The sequence below is a fragment of the Aeromonas sp. R1-2 genome (assembly GCF_040908505.1).
Lineage (GTDB): Bacteria > Pseudomonadota > Gammaproteobacteria > Enterobacterales > Aeromonadaceae > Aeromonas > Aeromonas veronii.
Genome location: NZ_JBFODU010000038.1, coordinates 1 through 22,407, shown reverse-complemented (window position 1 = coordinate 22,407; position 22,407 = coordinate 1). Strand labels below are relative to the sequence as shown.

Annotated in this window: 17 protein-coding genes; 6 read left to right on the top strand and 11 right to left on the bottom strand. The window is 58.1% G+C overall.

What is annotated here, in order from left to right; translation table 11 throughout:
- Positions 1–64: 64 nt before the first annotated feature.
- Both AB5Y76_RS14765 and mpl read right to left on the bottom strand, forming a co-directional pair.
- Positions 65–676 (bottom strand): flavin prenyltransferase UbiX, encoded by a 612-nt coding sequence (locus AB5Y76_RS14765; RefSeq protein ID WP_263719143.1) that lies wholly within the window; start codon positions 674–676, stop codon positions 65–67.
- The gene (mpl, locus tag AB5Y76_RS14760) at positions 673–2,043 is read right to left on the bottom strand and encodes a UDP-N-acetylmuramate:L-alanyl-gamma-D-glutamyl-meso-diaminopimelate ligase (RefSeq protein ID WP_108573515.1); all 1,371 of its coding nucleotides are present in this window, start codon (positions 2,041–2,043) and stop codon (positions 673–675) included. Before mpl ends, AB5Y76_RS14765 begins: the two co-directional genes overlap by 4 nt.
- A 258-nt stretch (positions 2,044–2,301) precedes the next feature.
- Here mpl and AB5Y76_RS14755 point away from each other — a divergent pair, with 258 nt between their 5' ends.
- On the top strand, positions 2,302–3,003 hold the full coding sequence (locus AB5Y76_RS14755; RefSeq protein WP_236353956.1) for a phosphatase PAP2 family protein: 702 nt from the start codon (positions 2,302–2,304) through the stop codon (positions 3,001–3,003).
- A gap of 69 nt (positions 3,004–3,072) precedes the next feature.
- On the opposite strand, the gene galE is transcribed toward AB5Y76_RS14755, so the two are convergent.
- From galE to barA, 7 genes are all read right to left on the bottom strand, one after another.
- Positions 3,073–4,086 carry a UDP-glucose 4-epimerase GalE gene (galE, locus tag AB5Y76_RS14750; protein WP_368177746.1) on the bottom strand — a complete coding sequence of 338 codons (1,014 nt, stop codon included), beginning with the start codon at positions 4,084–4,086 and terminating at the stop codon, positions 3,073–3,075.
- A 116-nt stretch (positions 4,087–4,202) separates the two neighbouring features.
- Complete coding sequence (locus AB5Y76_RS14745; RefSeq protein WP_263719144.1) at positions 4,203–5,192, bottom strand: hybrid-cluster NAD(P)-dependent oxidoreductase; 990 nt, start codon at positions 5,190–5,192, stop codon at positions 4,203–4,205.
- Between the two features lie 111 nt (positions 5,193–5,303).
- Positions 5,304–6,953 (bottom strand): hydroxylamine reductase, encoded by a 1,650-nt coding sequence (gene hcp / locus AB5Y76_RS14740; RefSeq protein WP_263719149.1) that lies wholly within the window; start codon positions 6,951–6,953, stop codon positions 5,304–5,306.
- Between the two features lie 289 nt (positions 6,954–7,242).
- Positions 7,243–7,710, bottom strand: coding sequence for a Dps family protein (locus AB5Y76_RS14735; protein WP_005362843.1), 468 nt, complete (start codon positions 7,708–7,710; stop codon positions 7,243–7,245).
- A 155-nt stretch (positions 7,711–7,865) separates the two neighbouring features.
- The gene (locus AB5Y76_RS14730; protein ID WP_263719145.1) at positions 7,866–8,753 is read right to left on the bottom strand and encodes an N-acetylmuramoyl-L-alanine amidase; all 888 of its coding nucleotides are present in this window, start codon (positions 8,751–8,753) and stop codon (positions 7,866–7,868) included.
- Between the two features lie 34 nt (positions 8,754–8,787).
- A complete protein-coding gene (locus AB5Y76_RS14725; RefSeq protein ID WP_058059656.1) occupies positions 8,788–9,267 on the bottom strand; it encodes a DUF1456 family protein in 480 nt (159 codons plus the stop codon).
- 88 nt (positions 9,268–9,355) lie between these two features.
- Positions 9,356–12,073 carry a two-component sensor histidine kinase BarA gene (gene barA, locus AB5Y76_RS14720; protein WP_263719146.1) on the bottom strand — a complete coding sequence of 906 codons (2,718 nt, stop codon included), beginning with the start codon at positions 12,071–12,073 and terminating at the stop codon, positions 9,356–9,358.
- Between the two features lie 153 nt (positions 12,074–12,226).
- Between barA and rlmD the strand changes: the two genes are divergently transcribed.
- The 5 genes from rlmD to eno all read left to right on the top strand — a co-directional run bounded on the left by rlmD (position 12,227) and on the right by eno (position 20,115).
- Complete coding sequence (gene rlmD / locus AB5Y76_RS14715; protein WP_100652875.1) at positions 12,227–13,549, top strand: 23S rRNA (uracil(1939)-C(5))-methyltransferase RlmD; 1,323 nt, start codon at positions 12,227–12,229, stop codon at positions 13,547–13,549.
- A 311-nt stretch (positions 13,550–13,860) separates the two neighbouring features.
- Entirely contained in the window at positions 13,861–16,074 is a 2,214-nt protein-coding gene (relA, locus tag AB5Y76_RS14710) for a GTP diphosphokinase (protein WP_005335588.1), read from the top strand.
- A 73-nt stretch (positions 16,075–16,147) separates the two neighbouring features.
- Positions 16,148–16,945 (top strand): nucleoside triphosphate pyrophosphohydrolase, encoded by a 798-nt coding sequence (gene mazG / locus AB5Y76_RS14705; protein WP_021229536.1) that lies wholly within the window; start codon positions 16,148–16,150, stop codon positions 16,943–16,945.
- 141 nt (positions 16,946–17,086) lie between these two features.
- Positions 17,087–18,724: a glutamine hydrolyzing CTP synthase gene (pyrG, locus tag AB5Y76_RS14700; RefSeq protein ID WP_005343329.1), complete on the top strand. Its 1,638-nt coding sequence runs from the start codon at positions 17,087–17,089 to the stop codon at positions 18,722–18,724.
- Between the two features lie 89 nt (positions 18,725–18,813).
- Positions 18,814–20,115: a phosphopyruvate hydratase gene (eno, locus tag AB5Y76_RS14695; RefSeq protein WP_005335583.1), complete on the top strand. Its 1,302-nt coding sequence runs from the start codon at positions 18,814–18,816 to the stop codon at positions 20,113–20,115.
- A 123-nt stretch (positions 20,116–20,238) separates the two neighbouring features.
- On the opposite strand, the gene AB5Y76_RS14690 is transcribed toward eno, so the two are convergent.
- Together AB5Y76_RS14690 and AB5Y76_RS14685 are read right to left on the bottom strand one after the other, a co-directional pair.
- A complete protein-coding gene (locus AB5Y76_RS14690) occupies positions 20,239–20,724 on the bottom strand; it encodes a GNAT family N-acetyltransferase (RefSeq protein ID WP_263719147.1) in 486 nt (161 codons plus the stop codon).
- Between the two features lie 391 nt (positions 20,725–21,115).
- Positions 21,116–21,991 (bottom strand): TIR domain-containing protein, encoded by an 876-nt coding sequence (locus tag AB5Y76_RS14685; RefSeq protein ID WP_201946631.1) that lies wholly within the window; start codon positions 21,989–21,991, stop codon positions 21,116–21,118.
- Between the last annotated feature and the right edge of the window lie 416 nt (positions 21,992–22,407).

The following is a 22,407-nucleotide window of genomic DNA, read 5'->3' as shown; positions in this document are numbered from 1 at the left end:
AACGAAAAAACGGCGTCACTCATTGAGTGGCGCCGTTTTTTTATGGCCGAATATGGCGGTCACTTCACTGGTGGCCATAGCCCCAGCGGTGGGTCAGCTCATGCTCGACACCGAGATGATCGAGGATGCGGGCGACCATAAAGTCCACCAGATCCTCGATGCTTTTCGGCTCATGATAGAAACCGGGCGCGGCAGGCATGATGGTCACTCCGAGCCGTGCCAGTTTCAGCATGTTCTCCAGATGGATCGCCGAGAAGGGGGTTTCGCGGGGCACCAGGATCAGCTGGCCGCGCTCCTTGATCACCACATCCGCTGCCCGCTCCAGCAGGTTGTCCGAGGTGCCGTTGGCAATGGCCGAGACGGTGCCCATGGAGCAGGGGCAGACCACCATCTGTTTGGGGGCGGCCGAACCGGAGGCCACCGGCGAGAACCACTCCTCCTTGCCGCAGGCGACAATCTGCCCCTCCTTGGCGCCATATTGGCGACAAAGATAGGAAGAGAGCTCTTTCGGCGAGCCCGGCCAATCCTGCTGCTGCTCGGTTTTGAGCACCACACGAGCCGCCGATGAGGCGAGCAGGTAGACCCGATAGTCCGCCTGCACCAGACACTGGAGCAGGCGCAGGGCGTAGGGGGCGCCGGAGGCACCGGTCAGCGCCAGGGTGATCGTTTTGTTCATAGTTCGCCGTGGTAATCCTTGAGGCGGGCGATCAGCTTGTCATGAATGCCACCGAAGCCGCCGTTGCTCATGATCAGAATATGGTCGCCATCACGGCTCTCGGCCACCAGCCGATTGATCAGGGTCTCCAGATCGTTGAATACCTTGGCCGGACGGGTCATATGGGCTGTCACCTCGCCGAGATCCCAGCCGATGTTGGGCGGCTGGAAGAAGAACACCTCGTCGGCGCCATCGAAGCAGCCAGCCAGCTCCTCCTTGTGAACCCCCAGCTTCATGGTGTTGGAGCGTGGCTCCAGCACCGCCAGAATGCGGGCCTCGCCCACTTTGGCGCGCAGGCCGCCGAGGGTGGTCTCGATGGCGGTGGGGTGGTGGGCGAAGTCGTCATAGACGCTGATGCCCGCTACCTCACCCTTGAGTTCCATTCGTCGCTTGGGGGATTTGAACTGGCAGAGGGCGGCGATGCCGTGCTCTACCATGACACCGGCGTGGCGTGCGGCCGCGATGGCCATCAGACCATTGTTGACGTTGTGCTCGCCGATGCACTCCCAGTGCACTTCGCCCTGCTTCACCCCGTCCAGCCACACCTCGAAGGCGGAGCCGTCATCGGCCAGCTTGACCGCTTTCCACTTGGCATCGTCCTGACCGACCAGCTCTACTTCGCTCCAGCAGCCCATCTTGCGCACGGCGGTGAGGTTGTCATCGGCTTGCGGGAACAGCACCCGGCCGTTGCTCGGCACGGTGCGCATCAGGTGGTGGAACTGGCGCTGGATCGCGGCGAGATCCGGGAAGATATCCGCATGGTCGAACTCCAGATTGTTCATCACCAGGGTGCGCGGATGGTAGTGGACGAACTTGGAGCGTTTGTCGAAGAAGGCGCAGTCATACTCGTCCGCTTCGATGACGAAGAAGGGGGCAGAGCCGAGACGGGCGGAGACCGGGAAGTTGCCCGGCACGCCGCCAATAAGGAAACCGGGTTCCAGTTTGGCGTACTCCAGCACCCAGGCCAGCATGCTGGCGGTGGTGGTCTTGCCGTGGGTGCCGGCAACGGCCAACACCCAGCGATCCTGCAGCACGTGCTCCAGCAGCCACTGGGGGCCGGAGATATAGGGCAGATTGCGGTCCAGCACATATTCAACACAGGGGTTGCCGCGGCTCATGGCGTTGCCAATCACCACCAGATCCGGGGCCGGATCGAGTTGGGAGGGGTCATAGCCTTCGGTCAGTTCGATGCCCTGTTGCTCGAGCTGGGTACTCATGGGGGGATAGACGTTGGCATCCGAACCGGTCACCCGGTAACCAAGCTGTTTTGCCAACACCGCCAGACCACCCATAAAGGTGCCGCAGATCCCGAGAATGTGAATATGCATACCGCTTCCTTTCGCAGTAAAGGGAAGTGCGCATTCTAGGGGGTGTTGCGGTGGTGGCACAAGCCGCACTCATGGTGAGAGGCCCACAGATGCAGCACCGGAGGCAGAAATCTTGGCGCTGTTGGGATATGCGAGATTGGAATGGGCTGGTAGGCTTTATTTGAGACTTGATATTGTGTCGCACTTTCTTACAATTCTTCGGTTTTGTGACGCACTCTACAGTTTTACGATATCGCCCTTTTCCAAAGGAGAGTCCCCATGGGCAAGTTCCTGCTTTGCTATCTGGTCGGTGGTCTGGTGGCCATCAGTTGGGCTGCGCTGCCCGCTCATGGTCCCTGGGATCAGTGGGACCTCGCGATTTTTCATACCGTCAACGGCTGGCTCGGGCAGTCGGCTCTGTGGGCCGATCTGGTGGCCATCACCAATAACCGGCTGTTCGATCTGGCGGTGTTGGCCTGTATGGGGCTGATTCTGGTCCGCTGCTTCTTTGCACGGGATCTGGCGGGTCGTCGCCAGCTGGTGGCGATGGGCATAGTGATGCTGCTAAGTGCACTGGTGATCAACCAGCTTGGTCACCGATTGCCGGTGGAGCGACCCAGCCCGACCCTGATGGTGGCCGATGCGCTGCGGGTCACCCAGATCAGCGGCATTCCGACCAAGGACTCTTCTGGCGATAGTTTCCCCGGCGATCACGCCCTGTTCCTGATGGTCTTCGCGGGCTACGCCTTGCGCTATCTGCCGCGCTGGGCGGGTATTACCGCATTGCTGATGGTGCCGATCTTTTCCGCACCGCGCATTCTGGCGGGCGCCCACTGGTTTACCGATGTCTATGTCGGTGCGCTGGGGCTGGCGACCCTCTGCCTGCCCTGGCTGCTGCTGACCCCGCTGGCGGATCGGTTGATAGACCGCATCGCCCCCCGATTGGCCCGTGTGCCGCTGCTGCGCAGTCAGACCCACTGATTGAACGTCGCAAAATAAAACGCCCCGACATGAAAATGTCGGGGCGTTTTGTTATCCACCCGCGAGAGATCAGCCTTGATAGCCGTTCGGGTTGTTGCTTTGCCAGCGCCAGGTATCGACCATCATCTGCTCCAGACCGCGTTCTGCCTGCCAGCCCAGCTCGGCACGGGCTAGCGTTGGCTCTGCCCAGCACTCGGCGATGTCGCCCGGGCGACGGGGTTTGATCTGGTAGGGAATGGGTCGGCCGCTGGCCGCTTCAAACGCCTTGACCATCTCCAGTACCGAGTAGCCCTGACCTGTGCCAAGGTTGTAGGTGAAGACACCTGTGTCGCTCTTGATGCGTGCCAGTGCTTTCAGGTGACCGATGGCGAGATCCACCACATGGATGTAGTCGCGCACGCCGGTGCCATCCGGGGTCGGGTAGTCGTTGCCAAATACCCCCAGCTCCTTGAGCTTGCCGACACCCACCTGGCTGATATAGGGCAGCAGGTTGTTGGGGATGCCGTTGGGATCTTCACCAATCAGGCCGCTCTCGTGGGCGCCGACCGGGTTGAAGTAACGCAGCAGTACGATAGCCCAGCGGGGAGCGGATTTGGCGAGATCGCGCAGGATCTCCTCCACCATCAGCTTGGAGCGGCCGTAGGGGTTGGTGGCGCTGGTGGGGAAATCTTCCCGCAGCGGTACCGAGGCGGGATCGCCATAGACGGTGGCCGAGGAGCTGAATACCAGGCGGAAAACCCCGGCCCTGGCCATCTCTTCGCACAGCACCAGAGTGCCGCTGATGTTGTTCTGGTAGTAGGTGAGCGGGATCTGGCTCGACTCTCCGACCGCCTTGAGGCCGGCGAAGTGGATCACCGATTCGATCTGGTGGTTGGCGAACAGCTGCTGCAGGCAGGCTCTGTCCAGCACATCCCCTTCGATGAAGGTGACCGGCTTGCCGGTGATCTGCTCGACCCGCTTGAGTGACTCCGGTGAGGAGTTGGATAGGTTGTCGAGTACCACGACCTGCTGCCCCGCGCCGAGCAGCTCAACCAGGGTGTGGGAGCCGATATAGCCAGCGCCCCCTGTGACCAGTATTGTCATTTTTTATCCCGTGTTCTGGTGAAACTGGGGCAGAGTCTAGCGCCCCTGTCTACTTGGGAAAAGGTTGGGATACCGATGACGCCTTCACCGCACCTCACAAAAGCCTGCACCACGCCTCAATAATCGAGACTGATATCCCCTTTCGCGGTGCAGGAGCAGGCCAGAGCAACGCCGCTCTCCAGATCCTGAGCACTCAAGGTCATCACGCTCTGGCGCTCGATGTTACCTGTGGTGGTGCAACGACAGCTGCCACATACCCCGGCGCGACAAGCCGCCATCATGGTTTCGCCCGCTGCTTCCAGTGCCGCCAGCAGGGTCTGACCCGGCAGGATCTTCACCTTTTTGTCGCTCTTTTTCAGGGTCAGCCAGAAGTGGTCGCTGGTGGTAACGGCGGGCTCTGCGGGAGGAAGACCAAAGGACTCCTGATGCAGTTGCTCCGGCGGCAATCCCAGCTCTGCCAGCATGGCGCTGACCGCCGCCATATAGGGGGCCGGGCCGCAGAGATAGACATGGCGTTCGCGCAGATCTGGGGCCAGTTCGGCCAGCATGGCGGGGGTGAGTCGGCCCACCCAGGGATGAGCCGTTGGCGCCTCTTCCAGTATCAGGGCATGGAGCACGCCTGAATTAGCCGCAGCCAGAGTAGCCAACTCGTCTGCGAAGATCACATCTGCTGGCGAGCGGGCGCTATGGATAAAGCGGATATCGGCATCCGGCCGTTTGGCGAGCTCGTCCCGCAGCATGGCCCACATGGGGGTGATGCCGGAACCGGCGCTTAGCAGCAGTGGCCGTTCGCAAGGCAAGGCGGTCAGGTTGAAATCGCCGAACGGACCATCCACCCGGATCTTGTCTCCCACCTGCAAGGTCTGATGCAGATGGTGGGAGACCCGTCCCACATCCTTGATAGTCACTTGCCAGCATGCATCCTGTGGGCTGGAGGAGAGGGTATAGGCGCGGCACTCCGGCTGGCCGTCGATCTCGGTGTGCAGGGTGATGCACTGGCCAGCCAGTACGGGAGGGAGGCTGCCGGAAAACGGCACCAGCTGCCAGCTCACTACGTCGTGGGTGTTCTGTTGGCGGCCAATGCAGGTGAGCGTGAGAGAGGTCATCACAAGGCTCCTTAGGTTTGAAACGGTTCGAAAAACGTCTGGTGAAAAAGCCGGATCCAGAAAAAAGGCGAGCCGGGCGGCTCGCCAAACGCTTACAACATGAGATGCCGATCAGGCCGCCAGGATCTCGGCCAAGTCAGCCTCGGCCGTGGTGGTCCCTTTCAGACCGAACTGCTCTTCCAGCACCTTGAGCAGGGCCGGGGTTAGGAAGGCGGGGGCGGTCGGGCCGGTACGAATGTCCTTCACCCCGAGGGAGAGCAGGGTGAGCAGAATGACGATGGCTTTTTGCTCGAACCAGGAGAGCACCAGCGTCAGCGGCAGATCGTTGACCCCGCACTCGAACGCCTCGGAGAGTGCCAGCGCCAACTGGATGGCGGAGTAGGCATCGTTGCACTGGCCCACGTCCAGCAGGCGCGGAATGCCGCCGATGTCGCCAAAGTCGAGCTTGTTGAACTTGTATTTGCCGCAACCCAGGGTGAGCAGCAGGCTGTCGCGCGGCGCCGCCTTGGCAAACTCGGTGAAGTAGGCGCGCTCGGCCTTGTCGCCGTCACAGCCACCCACCAGGAAGAAGTGGCTGAGCTCCCCGGCTTTGACCTTCTCAATCACTGCGGGCGCAGCCTGCATCAGGGCGTTGCGGGCAAAGCCGATGGTGATGAAGTGCTCGAGCTCGGTGTGCTTGAAGCCTTCCAGCGCTTGCGCCTTGGCGATCACGGCGGAGAAATCATTCCCCTCCAGATGGGTTACGCCCGGCCAGCCGACGATGGAGCGGGTGAAGATGCGGTCACTGTAGTTGCCCACGTTCGGGTCGATAATGCAGTTGGAGGTCATCACCACGGCGCCCGGGAAGTTGGCAAACTCCTTCTGCTGGTTCTGCCAGGCGGAGCCGTAGTTGCCCACCAGATGGGCGTACTGTTTGAAGAAGGGGTAGGCCAGTGCGGGCAGCATTTCACCGTGGGTGTAGACATGGATGCCGGTCCCCTTGGTCTGCTCCAGAATGAGCTTGAGATCCATCATGTCGTGGCCGGAGACCAGAATGCATTTGCCGGGGATCGGCGTGACCCTGACCCGGGTCGGTTCCGGGTGGCCGAAAGCACTGGTTTCACCGAGATCCAGCATCTCCATGATTTTGAAGTTGAGCTGACCGATCTCCATGGCACAGCTGAACAGCCGACCCATTTCGCTCGGATCTGTGCTGAGCCAGCTCATGATGCGGTGGAATTCGGCGGCCACCTCGTCACTCTGCTGATCCAGCACCCGGGCGTGCTCCATATAGGCGGCGGCGCCCTTGAGGCCGTAGAGACAGAGCAGACGCAGCCCCATGATGTCCTCGTTCACCTTGCTCTTGCCCCGATTGGGGGCGGCTGGCGCGGCATGGGCAAGTTGTTCCAGCAGTTCGGCACCGGGTTCGAAGTAAGCGGACTGTGGCAAGTCGTTGACCTGCGCCGCCATGGCGGTCAGACGATTGGCTAACTGCTGGCGATAGGCGAGGGCCTGATTGACGTAGGCCACGATGCGATTCGAGTCGAAGTTGACGTTGGTGAGGGTGGCGAAGAAGGCTTTGGGCACGAAAGCATCGACCTCGCGATCCATGATGCCCTGCTCGCGGGCGGCCAGCGCCCAGGCGCTGAGCCCCTGCAGGGTGTAGATCAGCACATCCTGCAGATCCGAGGTTTCCGCCGTTTTGCCGCACATACCTTGTGCGTAGGCACAGCCGTTGCCTGCCGGGGTACGAATTGTCTGTTCACATTGCACACAAAACATCATGCCTCTCCTAATTGGACATTTCAGTTGTCTGTTTTGTGGCGATTCTATTCCTCTCGCGAAAAACTTAATAGGCATTCAATTTGCCAATTAAGATTCCCTTGATGCAGATCAAAAACAAAAAAAGCCGCCCAAACAGGGCGGCAAGCGGGTGGATAAAAGGAGAGACAACTCAGGTTTGCAACAGAACATAACAATCAGACGGATTGGGCCGTGGTCTGGTCAGGTGCTTCCGGCCCGGTACTTACTCAAGCCAGCATACGTACGCTGTAGCTGGCTTGGTTCACTATCAGGCCAGATAAGCGCGCAGCATCCAGACCAGTTTTTCCTGCTGCTGCACATAGTCGGAGAGGATGGAGGCTGTGCCCTCATCACCGGCTTCGGCGGCCTGGCCCAGAATACGGCGCTGGGCGACCAGCAGTTCGCGGAAGCTATCCAGCAGGGATTCGACACAGGCGCGGCCATCGTGCAGTCCTTTTTGCTCGGGGATGGCAGAGACTTTCAGGTAGTCGCTGAAGCTGTGCATGGGCACGCCATCCAGGGTCAGGATCCGCTCGGCCAGCGCATCGACTTTCAGCAGCAGGTCGTTGTAAATCTCTTCAAATTTCAGGTGCAGTTCGAAGAACTGGTTGCCACGGATATTCCAGTGGAAGCCGCGCACGTTCATGTAGAGGATCTGGTAGCTGGCCAGCAATTTGTTCAACTCGGCTGCCAGGGCTTGTGATTGAGCAGTATCAAGACCAATCGGGCTTTTCATCATTCACCTCCAGATTTGGAAATCGGTTTTAAATTCTCTTTCGGAACGCAGTCAGAGTAACGCCTTGCAAAATGCAGGGACAATTGCTTGTGCCTAACTGTTTGATAGTTAATGGCTATCAAACAGTACGCAGCAACGGGGGCAATGGATGAGTATTAGGGGAAGTATTTTTCCAGCAGCGCCATCAGGATGGCCTGACACTCGCGGTCCGGTTTGCTATCGACCTTGCTTGCGCGAAAGTGGAGCTGAAAGGCGCCCATGACGGCGCGGCTCTGCTCATCCCATTGGCCGCTCCGGGGCAGGCCGTAGCCATAGCGGGCCAACTGCTGCTGCCACATGGCTGCATCCCAGTCGGGCAAGGGGCTGGCCAGCAACTCAGCCACCCGACCTTCATCGGGCCAGGCGCCGACCCCGTACGTCAGATAGAGCTGGCGCCAGGGGAAGTGGGGGCCGGGATCCTGCTTGCGCTCGGGGGCGACATCGCTGTGGCCCAGCACCTGGGTCGGTGGAATCTGGTAGCGGGCGACCAGCTCCCGGCTGAGGGCGCCGATGGCGGCAATCTGCTGCGGGGTATAGGGTTGCCAGCGGCGGGCATCGGGGGCCAGCGGCTCATCTTCCGCTGGATAGCCGAGGTTGACGATCTCGATGCCAAGGGAGCTGGCATTGAGCCCGGCATATTGGTGCCAACGGCTGCGTCCCGCATGCCAGGCGCGCGCGTTGTCCGGCACCAGCTGATAGACGGTGAGCGGTGTCTCGTGGCTGTCGCGGGGGATCAGGTAGTGGGCGCTTACCTTGTGCTCCGGCTCGGTCAAGAGGCGCAGGGAATTGGCATCGTCTTCGTCGGTGTAGTGGAGGATCAGAAAGGCGATCCGCTCATTTTGGTTGGCGCTCTGATAGCGGGTTGAGAGCTGATATTCGGACGGAGTACAACCACCCAGCAGCAAAACCAGTGGCAGAAAAAAGAGGGGAAGAAGACAGCGCCAGCGCCATCCCCCTGCCGCAGCCAGGCTGCTGAGCGTTGGAGGAGTGAGTCGCTGGCACATGTCGAAGGCTCTGTCTGGTCAGTCGCGCGGCTGGTCAGCCGCGGTATTTGGCCGTGAGACCAATCAGGAAGTTGCGCAGGATCTGATCCCCGCAATCCTGATAGTGCTTGTGATCCTTGGAGCGGAACAGGGCACTGAGCTCGGACTTGGAGAGGTTGAAGTCGGCGAGCTTGAGGGTACCGAGCATGTCCTCTTCCTTGAAGTTGAGACCGATGCGCAGCTTGCGCAGGATCATATTGTTGTTGATACGGTTCGGGATCATCTGGGCCGGGGCATCTTCCCGCACGCCGCGGCGGGCGATGATGAAACCGTCGAGGAACTGGCTCAGGGCCGAGTCGGGACAGGCGACATAGCCTGCCTCTTGCTCTTCACCTTCCGCCGCCTCTTTCATCAGCCAGCTGTGCAGCTGGGCGTGAGTGACCGTCAGGTTGCCCTTGGCAAACATCTCGACCATCTGGTCGTTGCTGATGGTGAGGGCGTAGCGCAGACGGCGCAGAATATCGTTGTTGGTCATGCTGACTCCTGTGTAAACGGCGCAACTTTACCATCTGGCAGCCCTCGCGTCAGAAAAAGCGGGGCCGATACAGTTCAGGTCAAGCTCATCAAGCCTTGCCGAGATAGCGGGGCACCTCCTGGCGCACCAGTTCCAGCGCATCTTGCAGCTCCAGCAGCTCGGGTTCCAGCTCGCTCACCGGCACGCCGTCACGCAGCTGTTGCTCCAGCTGGGAGAGCAGCCGTTGCAGTCCCGGCACCCCGGAATAGGCACAGCCACCGTTGAGGCGATGGAGCTGGGCCAGCACCTCGCTATCTTCAATTTCGCCAGCCAGCGCGCTATCCAGCACAGGTTCCACTTCGTCGAAACTGGCCAGCAGCATGGTCAGCATCTCTCTGGCGAGATGCTCTTTCCCCGCCGCTTGTCGCACCGCCAGTGCCCAGTCGATCTGTTGGGCACCATTATTCTGGTGACGGCGATGGGCAAAGTCGGTGATGAGCTGGGCCAGCATGCTCTCGTCGATGGGCTTGGCCAGATAGTCGTCCATCCCCTGGCGGATCAGCCGCTCCCGTTCTCCGGGGATGGCGTGGGCGGTCACCGCCACGATCGGGGTGGTGGTGTTGAGGGACTGGTTGCGGATCGCCTGGGTGGCACTGATGCCATCCATGATCGGCATCTGGATATCCATGAAGATGATGTCGAACGGCTGGCTCTGGGCCTGCTTGACCGCCTCCTTGCCGTTTTTGCACACCACCACCTGACTGACCATCTCCTTGAGCATGGCGGCGATCAGCTTGAGGTTGGCGGCGTTGTCGTCCACCGCCAGCACCTTGATTGGCTGCAACTGGCGCGGCGCAGGCTGAGCAGGCAGCTTCTGGCGGCTCGATTCCGGCGATAGCAGGGCGTGCAGCAGCTTGCGGTGGTTGACCGGTTTGGAGAGACAGTGCTGGGCGCCATGGGCCAGCATCGCTTCATAGAGCGCCGGCTCGTGGCTGCTGAGCAGCACTATGGTGTTCTGCTGCTGGCCGCTCAGTCTGTCGAGACGGCCGATCACCTGCTGCGGCGTATGCAGGGTGCTGCTGCCGATGATCACCATCTCCTGCTCGCTCATCTCGGGCCAGGGATCATCGCTGGTCAGTGGGTGCACATCGAGGTGCCACTCCGCCAACAGGGCGAGCAGGGAGGCTTGCGCGAAGGGATCCGGTTCCAGCAGCCAGAGCCGTTTGCCACGGATCCGATCCAGTGGCAATTGATCGGTCTGGGGCAGGGGGGAGACCTCTACATCCAGACTGAAGGAGAAGATGGAGCCCTTGCCGAGCTCCGATTCAAAGCGGATCTGGCCGCCCATCTGCTGCACCAGCTTCTGGGTGATAACGAGGCCCAGGCCCGTGCCGCCATAACGGCGGGAGATGGATGAGTCGGCCTGATTGAAGGCCTGGAACAGCTGATGTTGCTGCTCCTGGGAGATACCGATGCCGGTATCGCGGATCTGGACGTTGAGCCTCACCTTGTGGTTGCCACTGCCGGTCTGCTCGATATGGACATCGACGTTGCCCTGCTCGGTGAACTTGATGGCGTTACCGGTGAGGTTGGTCAGCACCTGTTGCAGACGCATGGGGTCGCCGGTGAGGTAGTCCGGCACATCGGCATCCACCCGCAGGGAGAGCTCCAGCTGCTTGTCGTGGGCGCTGGGGCCGAGCAGGTGCATGGTTTCGTTGAGGGTGTCGCGCAGGCTGAACGGGATATGCTCCAGCTGCAGCTTGCCTGCTTCCAGCTTAGAGAAGTCGAGGATGTCGTTGATGATACCAAGCAGGTTGCGCGCCGACTTCTCGATGGTCTGCATGTAGTCGGTCTGGCTCGGGGTCAGGCTGGTTTTCAGCAGCTGGCGGGTAAAGCCGATGACCCCGTTGAGCGGGGTTCGCAATTCGTGGGACATGTTGGCCAGAAACTCCGACTTGACCCGCGCCGCCTCCTGCGCCCGCTTCTTGGCCATGTCGAGTTCGACGTTCTGGATCTCGATCTGCTCCAGCGTTTCGCGCAGGTCAGAGGTGGCCTGATCGATATTCTGCTGCATCTCTTCGTGATATTCGGAGAGCGCCTTGGCCATGGCGTTGATGCCGTTTTTCAGCATATCCAGCTCGCCGGTGAGCTGGCCGCTGACCCGGGTATCGAGCCGCCCCTCCCTGATCTTGTGCACCGCCTGCACCATGTTGGTGATGGGCTGGGTTACGCTCTTGACCAGCCGGAAGCCAAACAGGGTACTGAAGGCCACCCCGATTAGCACCATGATCACCGCAAAGAAGGTGTCACGGTACTGCAGTAACATGGCCCTGTCGGTCGCCATCTGCATCGAGATGTAGCCGATCATCGGCGGCTCTACATCGCTGGGCAGCGGGAAGCCATCCAGACTGGTTTCAGCCTGGATCGGGGTGCGCAAAATGATGTCGTCCCCCTGAAACGTCACGCTGGTCAGATCCGGAATGGGCTCGCCATCGGGCAGTCTGAGTCGGGTGAAATCCCGGTGATAGTTCGAGGTAACGAACAGCTGGTTGTCTTGGGTGAAGACAGCGATGGACTTGATGAAGGGGGAGTTCTTGCGATGGGTCAGGCCAATCAGCCGCTTGAGGGATTCGCGACTGTGCTGGGTCATCCCGTATTCACTGGCGATCGCCAGCGGTTCGATGATGTTGATCCCCTGATCAATGAGGTTGTTTTCCAGCTGCTGGTAGCGGTGGAAGGTGAAGTAACCGGCCATCAGGCCACCGATGATCAGGGTCGGCAGGATGGTGAAGGCGAGAACGCGTGCTCTCAGGCCATATTTGGTCATACGAACAGGCCACCAGTGAACAGGGTTGGCGATAGGGTTGATGGCAATACACGGGCTCTGTGGCCGTATTTGGTCATACTATTATTCTTGTGGGACAATACCCGGCAGCAGATTCCACAATCATGACATAGCCACCTATAGGCACCAAGTTTTATGGCCCAGTTTTTCAAGCCCCAAAAGAAGTCCACCCAGCTCCAACGCATTGAATTTACGATAGACACCCTCGATCACCACTGCGTCGGTATCGGTCGCCATCAGGGCAAGGCGATCTTCGTCGAAGGGGCACTGCCCGGCGAGACCGTCAAGGCACGCATCACCGAAGAGAAAAAACAGTATGGTCACGCCGCCTTGCAACAGGTGGTGACCCCGGCGGCCAATCGTATCGCTCCCTTTTGCAGCCATTATCGCGAGTGCGGCGGTTGCAGTGCCCAGCACATGTCGGTTGCCGATCAGCAAGCCGCCAAGGCGGCCGGACTGGTCAGCCTGTTCGAGCGGTTGGGCAACATCAAGGCGCCGGCGCTGGAGCCGGTACTGACCGGTGAAGATCGTGCCTACCGCCGGGTCTGTCGTCTGGCCATCAAATTTGACAAGAACGGTCGCTGCACCCGGGTCGGTTTCCGCCGCCGCAACAGCAACGATCTGGTGGAGATCGACGGTTGCCCTGTGCTGGCTGAGCCGCTCTCTGCGTTGATTGCCCCGCTGCGTGAATGCCTCAATCGCCTCAAGAGCCAGCGCGAGCTGGGCCATGCGGAGCTAATCCAGGCCGAGCAGGGGATCATGATGCTGCTGCGTCACACCGGCCGCCCTAATGAGGCGGATCGCGCCCTGCTGGTGGAGTTTGCAAAAGCGCAGGGGATCGACCTCTATCTGCAGGCTGCCGATGATCGCATCGAAGCGCTGCAGCAACAATTTTCCCCATCCTACTCGCTGGATGGCCTGTCTCTTGCATTTGCTCCCGGTGATTTCATTCAGGTCAACGGCCCCATCAACCAGAGCATGGTTGAGCAGGCGCTGACATGGCTCGGGGCGAGCAAGGATGACAAGGTGCTCGATCTCTTCTGCGGTATCGGCAACTTCACCCTGCCGCTGGCCCGTCAGGCTCGCGAAGTGGTGGGTGTCGAAGGTGAACTGGCCATGGTGCAGCGGGCCGAAGAGAACGCCCGTCGCAACGGCATCACCAATGCCCGTTTCTACAAGGCCGACCTGAGCGATGACATCGTCGGCATGTCCTGGGCGCGGGAAGGGTTTGATCTGGTGCTGCTGGATCCGGCTCGCCCCGGCGCGCTGGAAGTGATGGGACACGTCGTGAAACTTTCACCCAAGCGGGTGGTCTACGTCTCCTGTAACCCGGTCACCCTGGCGCGGGACAGTCAGGTACTGGTGAAAGGGGGTTACCGTCTGGTGCGCCTCGGCATGCTCGACATGTTCCCTCACACCGGTCATCTGGAGTCCATGGCGCTGTTTGAACGGGAGTAAATGACTCATCAGTTCGGCGATGCCGGATAGGTCATCCGGCATGTTCGTTACTCTTTGAGCTGGTGTGTATATGAAGTAATCCTGCTCATCGGTACGGCGATGCGGATGTGTAATCTGGCATGTCTGCGTCTGTTTGAGCTGATGTGATTGGGGTAATCTAGACCCTCGTCGTTCGGCAGGGCCTGTTGGCGCGCTCTATTGTCTTTCTGGACAATATGCCTTGAAAAGTGCGCTGGATATCCCCATTTGAGGCAATCTCATGAGGGGAGAAAGTGACAGCTTTCGGCCCGATAATTTAAAGGATTGATACCATGGTTGCGGTTCGCGATATTCATTTGAAAGACAACTTCACCCTGGAAGAGTGGGTCAGCTCGCTCTCCTTGAGTGACAGTGAAAAGGATCAGCTGCGAACCGTCTACCAGTATTGTCTGACGCTCGGTGACGAGGCGCTGACCAGCAAGCTGCTGGTACGCGGCATAGAAATGGTGGGCATCCTGCAGATGCTCAGCATGGATATCGGTACCCTCAAAGCGGCCATCATCTACCCCTTCGTCGAAGCCGGTCTCATCAGCCAGGAGCGGATGGACGAGGATTTCGGCTCCAAGATCGCCAAGCTGGTGGAAGGGGTGCTGGAGATGGAAGCCATCCGCTCCCTGCAGACCCTCCATCGCAGCGAAACCTCGCCGGAGCAGGTCGACAACGTGCGTCGCATGTTGCTTGCCATGGTCGAGGATGTGCGCGCCGTGGTGATCAAGCTGGCGGAGCGGATCGCCTGCCTGCGGGAAGCGAAGACGGCAGATGAAGAGACCCGGGTGCTGATGGCCCAGGAGATCACCAATATCTATGCGCCGCTCGCCAACCGTCTGGGCATCGGCCAGCTCAAGTGGGAGCTGGAAGATCTCGCCTTCCGTTACCTGCACCCGGATACCTACAAACAGATCGCCAAGCAGCTCGACGAGAAGCGGCTCGACCGCGAGCGCTACATCCGCGAGTTTGTGCAATCCCTGCGTAATGGGTTGAAAGAGGCGGGAGTTGACGCCGAGGTGTACGGCCGACCGAAACACATCTACAGCATCTGGCGCAAGATGCAGAAGAAGCACCTCGAATTCAACGAGTTGTTCGACGTGCGCGCGGTGCGGGTAGTGACCAAGCGGCTGCAGGATTGCTATGCGGCGCTCGGCATAGTCCACACCCAGTTCCACCACATTCCTCGCGAGTTTGACGACTATGTCGCCAACCCCAAACCCAACGGCTATCAGTCGATCCACACCGTAGTGGTGGGGCCTGAGGGCAAGACGGTCGAGATCCAGATCCGTACCGACCAGATGCATCAGGATGCCGAACTCGGCGTCGCGGCGCACTGGCGCTACAAGGAAGGGGCGCAGGCTGGCGGCAAGGCCAACACCTTCGAAGACAAGATCGAGTGGCTGCGCAAGCTGCTCGCCTGGCAGGAGGATCTCTCCGAGAGCGGCTCCCTGCTGGAAGACCTGCGCAGTCAGGTGTTCGAGGACAGAGTCTACGTATTCACCCCGAAAGGGGATGTCATCGACCTGCCGGCAGGCGCAACCCCGCTCGATTTTGCCTATCACGTCCACAGCATGATCGGTCACCGCTGCATCGGCGCCAAGATTGACGGCCGCATCGTGCCGTTTACCTATGCGCTGCAGACCGGCGATCAGGTGGAGGTGATCACCCAGAAAGAGCCGAACCCGAGCCGCGACTGGATGAACCCCAACGCCGGCTTCCTGCGCTCCAGCCGGGCGCGGGCCAAGGTGGCGACCTGGTTCAGAAAACTGGATCGGGACAAGAATATCGTGGCCGGTCGCGAGCTGTTCGAGAAGGAGCTGGATCGCCACAACCTCAGCATGTCCAAGATCGACAAGGGCAACATGCTGCGTCGCTTCAATCTGGAGAGCACCGACGATCTGCTGGCCGGTATCGGCAGCGGCGATATCCGCATCAATCAGGTGCTCAACTATCTCGACACCTGTTACAACAAGCCGACGGCGGAAGAGGAAGATCGCCGCCTGCTGGAGAAGCTGGAGCAGAAGGCCAATGCGCCGATGCGCCACAAGCCCAAAGACCACATAGTGGTGGAAGGGGTCGGCAATCTGATGACCCATATCGCCCGCTGCTGTCAGCCGATCCCTGGGGACTCCATTCAGGGCTTTATCACCATGGGGCGCGGGGTGTCCATTCACCGGGAAGATTGCGAGCAGCTCAAGGAGCTGTCACGGCGCAATCCGGAGCGGCTGATCGATGCGGTGTGGGGGGAGAACTACTCCGGCGGCTACGGCCTCACCATCCGGATCATCTCCAACGATCGCTCCGGCTTGCTGCGTGATATCACGACCGTGCTGGCCAACGAGAAGATCAATGTGATGGGGGTGCGCTCACGCTCCAACGTGCGCGAGCAGACCGCCGAGATCGACATGGAGCTGGAGATTTACAACATCAACGCCTTCAACCGGGCGTTGGCCAAGCTCAGTCAGCTTAACGACGTGATCAGCGCCAAGCGGCTTTGATATCGAACCGACCGGCCCCAGTGGCCGGTCTGCATTTCCGACCCTTTTTGAACGAATCGAAAGCGAATATCTCATGTCTCAACGTTACGATCTGCCTCAACTGCTCGACATCATGGCTCGTTTGCGTGACCCGCAAAACGGCTGCCCCTGGGATCTGAAACAGGACTTCCAGAGCATAGTGCCGCACACCCTGGAAGAGGCCTACGAGGTGGCCGATGCCATCGAGACCGAAGATTGGCAGGGGCTGAAAGGGGAGCTGGGGGATTTGCTGTTTCAGGTGGTGTTCTACGCCCAGCTGGGTAAAGAGCGGGGCTTGTTCGACTTTGCCGATATCGTGGATACGGTGAGTGAAAAGCTCATTCGTCGTCACCCCCACGTTTTTTCCGATGCAGATCTCTCCAACGAGCAGGCGGTAAAAGCGAACTGGGAGGCGGAAAAGGCCAAAGAGCGGGCGGCCCTCGACAAAGAAAGCGTGCTGGACGATATCCCGCAGGCGCTGCCTGCCCTGACTCGCGCCGCCAAAATTCAGAAACGCTGCGCCACCGTCGGTTTTGACTGGAAGACGCTGGGGCCTGTGGTGGACAAGATCCACGAGGAGATCGACGAGGTGATGGAAGAGGCATTGATGGCCGATGTGGACGAGGCGCGGGTGAGCGATGAGCTCGGTGACCTGCTGTTTGCCACCGTCAATCTGGTGCGCCATCTGGGCAAGGATCCGGAGCAGGTACTGCGCGGCGCCAATGCCAAGTTCGAACGTCGTTTTCGTCAGGTTGAGCAGATAATCGCCGCGGAAGGCTTGAAAATGACCGATTGCACCCTCGAAAAGCTCGATGCCGCCTGGGATAAGGCGAAGGAAACCGAGCAAAGTTGATTTGGCGCAAGATGGGGGGGCGGTGAGCCTGATAGATTTTTGCTCATTGTTTGGGAGAGGGGTTTTTGGTATACTGTTTCCCCGTCCTGCTTCATCCCCGAAGCACCCCTTAAAATTCCCTAAACTTCTTTCAGGTTCAGCATGACGACCAAATATATTTTTGTTACTGGTGGCGTTGTTTCATCCCTCGGCAAAGGCATTGCCGCAGCTTCTCTGGCAGCCATTCTGGAAGCCCGTGGTCTGGATGTGACCATCATGAAACTGGACCCGTACATCAACGTGGATCCGGGCACCATGAGCCCGACCCAGCATGGTGAAGTGTTCGTAACCGAGGACGGGGCCGAAACCGATCTGGATTTGGGCCACTACGAGCGTTTCATCCGCACCAAGATGACCCGTCGCAACAACTTTACCACCGGCCGTATCTACGCCGACGTACTGCGTAAAGAGCGTCGTGGTGACTATCTGGGCGCCACCATTCAGGTTATCCCGCACATCACCAACGCCATCAAGGAGCGGGTGATTGCCGGTGCCGAAGGCCATCAGGTTGCCATCGTCGAAGTGGGCGGTACCGTAGGTGACATCGAGTCCCTGCCGTTCCTCGAAGCCATTCGTCAGCTGGCTGCCGAAGTGGGCCGCAACAACGCCATGTTCATGCACCTGACGCTGGTTCCTTACCTGGCTGCTGCCGGTGAAGTGAAGACCAAGCCGACCCAGCACTCCGTCAAAGAGCTGCTCTCCATCGGTATCCAGCCGGATGTGCTGATCTGCCGCTCCGACCGTGCCATTCCGGCCAACGAGCGCGCCAAGATCGCCCTGTTCTGCAACGTGCCCGAGCGCGCCGTCATCTCCATGAAAGACGTCGACTCCATCTACAAGATCCCGGCACTGCTCAAGTCCCAGAATCTGGACTCCTACTTCACCGAGCGTTTCGGTCTGGAGTGCAAAGAAGCTGATTTGTCCGAGTGGGAACAGGTTATCTACGAAGAGGCCAACCCGACTGGTGAAGTGACCATCGGTATGGTCGGCAAGTACGTCTCCCTGCCGGACGCTTACAAGTCCGTCAACGAGGCGCTCAAGCACGGTGGTCTCAAGACCCGTCACTCCGTCAACATCAAGTACATCGACTCTCAGGACATCGAGACCCGTGGCGCCGAGCTGCTGGAAGGTCTGGACGCGATCCTGGTGCCGGGTGGCTTCGGTGAGCGCGGTGTGGAAGGCAAAATTCTGGCTGCCCAGTATGCCCGCGAGAACAAGATCCCCTACCTGGGTATCTGCCTCGGCATGCAGGTTGCCATGATCGAATTCGCTCGCAACGTGGCGGGCATGGAAGGGGCTCACTCCTCCGAATTCAAGAAAGATTGCGCGTATCCGGTCGTCGGCCTCATCACCGAGTGGGTGGATGAAGAGGGCAATATCGAGACCCGTACCGAGAAGTCCGATTTGGGCGGTACCATGCGTCTGGGCTCCCAGCTCTGCCACCTGGTCGAAGATTCCAAAGTGCGTCAGATGTACGGCAGCCCGACCATTTACGAGCGTCACCGTCACCGTTACGAAGTAAACAACAAGCTGCTGCCGCAGATTGAAGCGGCAGGTCTGAAAGTGACCGGTCTCTCCGCCGACAAGAAGTTGGTGGAAATCATCGAGATCCCGGATCACCCCTGGTTCGTGGCTGCGCAGTTCCACCCGGAGTTCACCTCTACTCCTCGTGATGGCCACGCTCTGTTCGCCGGTTTTGTGAAGGCGGCAGGCGAGTATCAGAAGCGTAATTTGAAGTAATTGAAAATAAATGCGGTTGGGGCACTGTGCCACAGCCGCTTTTTTTGGCATATTTTTGTTGTTTTTTTACGAAACCTGAGGAAATACACATGTCCAAGATCGTTAAAGTGATCGGTCGTGAAATCATCGACTCCCGTGGTAACCCGACCGTTGAGGCCGAAGTTCACCTGGAAGGTGGTTTTGTTGGTATGGCAGCCGCTCCGTCTGGCGCGTCCACCGGTTCCCGCGAAGCGCTGGAACTGCGTGACGGCGACAAGAGCCGTTTCCTGGGTAAAGGCGTGCTGAAAGCCATCGAAGCCGTAAACGGCCCGATCGCTCAAGCTCTGCTGGGTAAAGATGCCAAGGACCAGGCCACTGTCGACCAGATCATGATCGACCTCGACGGTACCGAGAACAAATCCAAGTTCGGCGCCAACGCCATCCTGGCTGTTTCCCTGGCTAACGCCAAAGCTGCCGCTGCTGCCAAAGGCATGCCGCTGTACGCCCACATCGCCGAGCTGAACGGCACCCCGGGTGTTTACTCCATGCCGCTGCCGATGATGAACATCATCAACGGTGGTGAGCACGCCGACAACAACGTCGACATCCAGGAGTTCATGATCCAGCCGGTTGGCGCCAAGACCCTGAAAGAAGCCGTTCGCATGGGCGCAGAAGTGTTCCACAACCTGGCCAAAGTGCTGAAGTCCAAGGGCTACAACACTGCAGTTGGTGACGAAGGTGGTTTCGCTCCGAACCTGAAATCCAACGCCGAAGCGCTGGAAGTTATCGCTGAAGCCGTTGCCGCTGCCGGTTACAAACTGGGCACCGACATCACCCTGGCTATGGACTGCGCTGCTTCCGAGTTCTACGACGCAGAGAAGAAAGAGTACAACCTGAAAGGCGAAGGTCGTGTCTTCACCTCCAACGGTTTCTCCGACTTCCTGGCTGACCTGACCACCAAGTTCCCGATCGTCTCCATCGAAGATGGCCTGGACGAATCTGACTGGGAAGGCTTCGCCTACCAGACTGCTGAACTGGGCAAGAAAATCCAGATCGTGGGTGACGACCTGTTCGTAACCAACACCAAGATCCTGAAGCGCGGTATCGACAACGGCATCGCCAACTCCATCCTGATCAAGTTCAACCAGATCGGTTCCCTGACCGAAACTCTGGCTGCCATCAAGATGGCCAAAGACGCTGGCTACACTGCCGTCATCTCCCACCGCTCCGGTGAGACCGAAGACGCGACCATCGCCGACCTGGCTGTTGGTACCGCTGCTGGCCAGATCAAGACCGGTTCCATGAGCCGTTCTGACCGTGTTGCCAAGTACAACCAGCTGATCCGTATCGAAGAAGCTCTGGGTGCCAAAGCTCCTTTCCGCGGTCTGAAAGAAGTTAAAAACCAGGCTTAATTTGCTGGTTTGCCAGCCTCGGCTGGAATGAAAAAAACCGGAACCCTTGGGTTCCGGTTTTTTTATGCCTGATCCTTGCCACAACGCCCTGAGAGGCGAGGGGGTTATGCCTCTGGTGTCGGGTCAGACAAAGGGGAGCGTGCGCTGATAGCGCCCTGCATGCGCCTGGAAGCCCAGTTTTTCAAACAGGGCGATAGAGCGGACGTTATCTGCATCGATATCTGCGGTGAGGCAGGTGACTCCCAGTGTGGTGGCGTGGGCGAACAGCAATCCCAGCGCCTCCGACATAAACCCTCTTCGCCAATAGGCCGCATTGAGCAGGCAGCCCACCTCGCAGCTGTGACCCGCCTCGCTGAAACTGTGCAGGCCGCAGGTGCCGATCACCTTGTTGCCCTTCCGCTCGACAATCGCCCACTCCAGCGACTCACCCGTTTGCTCCAGCCGCACCACGCTCGCCATCATCTGCGCCACCATGGCGGGAGAGGTAAAGCAGGGATCAGAGGCAAACTCCATGGTCAGCGGATTGCCATAAATCTCGAACAGATCGGCAGCATCCTGCGGGCCAATGGTGCGCAGCACAATCCGAGTGCCGGTTAAGTCGGGCTTCATAAATCTCCTTGGGGAGTGTTACGCCAGCAAAGATACAGGTAAAAAATGAGACAGCGTGAAAGCCGGTCTCTAAAGGCAATTGGTGCTATCACGAAATATTGTGACCGCGAACGTCCGATTACGCTTCGCTAATCTACGGGCTATTCGAACCTACGAGTAGACGCAACCATGGGCGCTCCGAAATAAGGTGAAAACTGCTACAAAAGTCTTTTTCTGACTCTCCATAGCTAACGCAGCTGGATAAATTGGCGCAGTCGCACGGCATGGGTTGCCCTAACGCCCGCTTAAGGGGCTGCCAACGCTACTACCAACTTTCCGCATAACACCATAACCACAAAAACCAAAGCATAGTAAAAATGCCGCGCGTTGGCTGTCCCTCTTGAAGCGTTTGTTATACACGCCTATCGGTACGGAAGCCATCCAAATAGTAAATGTTATTATGTGAATTTTTTCCTAAACCGTGTACTTTTACGCCTTTTTCTACAATAACTGAAAGAGAGGATGCTCCATAAAGTGGAGGAAGAACGATATCTTGATCTACATAATAAGCATTATGTGAATCTATCTTTACTTCCTGTAAATAACTTTCTTTTGCCCCATCTTCCCACCTTTTAATTTCTGCTGGTGTAGCTGGTTTTGCTATTGAGAAGAATTGACTTTTAATTGATTCTAATAACTGAGCTTCATTTTCCTTACTTCGTTCCAGCTCATGCCCCATACTCCATATCTTTGACTGTGAAGCGCTTAATTGAGTTTGGAGGTTAGTCACTAATGAATCGTCAACTGGATTTAGAGTAGAACTAGGCTTGCTTTGCTCCAATTTTTTAATCGCTTGCTTTATTTTTGCACAACTTGTCGTAACTGCATCAACCATATCATTTAATGAATCATCGTATGTAGTAGTGGTGACACCCGCTAAATCAGTTGGCATTCGGAATGAGCTTTCTGTGGATTTTGGGATTAGGACGAAACATCTCTCTATCCCAAGAGCGCCAATGAATAAACCTAACTCGAAGAGAACATTATCGCGAACGCTACTATATGCATTTTGCCGTATTGTAGTTTTATCGTCTGGGTGAAATACAAATATACCGTAGTCTGTTTTCTTTGCTCTTTCGATCAATGACATAATTGTTATTGACGACAAATCAAAAGCATTATCCCACTGCTTAACTTGAGCATCGTATTCCATTTTAATATTGACAGCCTCTGCAACTGAGATCGCCTCAACTGAAGAAGCTATAAAAACTGTTGGTTTTTGAGTCATTATTTTCCTCGTACTTTAAATTTCACTCTTAGTGTATAACAGTGATTAGATGGAAGGCGGCATTAATCCGTTAGCAGAGAATTCCATATAACTCCGTAACATTTTCATCGCCACCAAGTGAAAATAATTATTAAATCATAATGTTACCCGTTTGCTTCTTATGCTGGGCGTATTCGCTTAACTTCCTCTTTTTTCGCCACCGTTACTACGGTATGAAAAAATAGAGCTCAGCGCAGTCTTGGAAAGCGCTAGATTGGCCCCTTGAAGATCCAGACACTTCGCCCCTCTTAACTTAAGAGGTAGTCTTGGAACTATGTTCAGTACTAAATAACTGTTCCGAATAGTAGATCACTGGAGGAAGGGAACTCAGTCCAGTTTGTGCGATCTGATTAGTCGCCAAACAAAACAAGCCACAC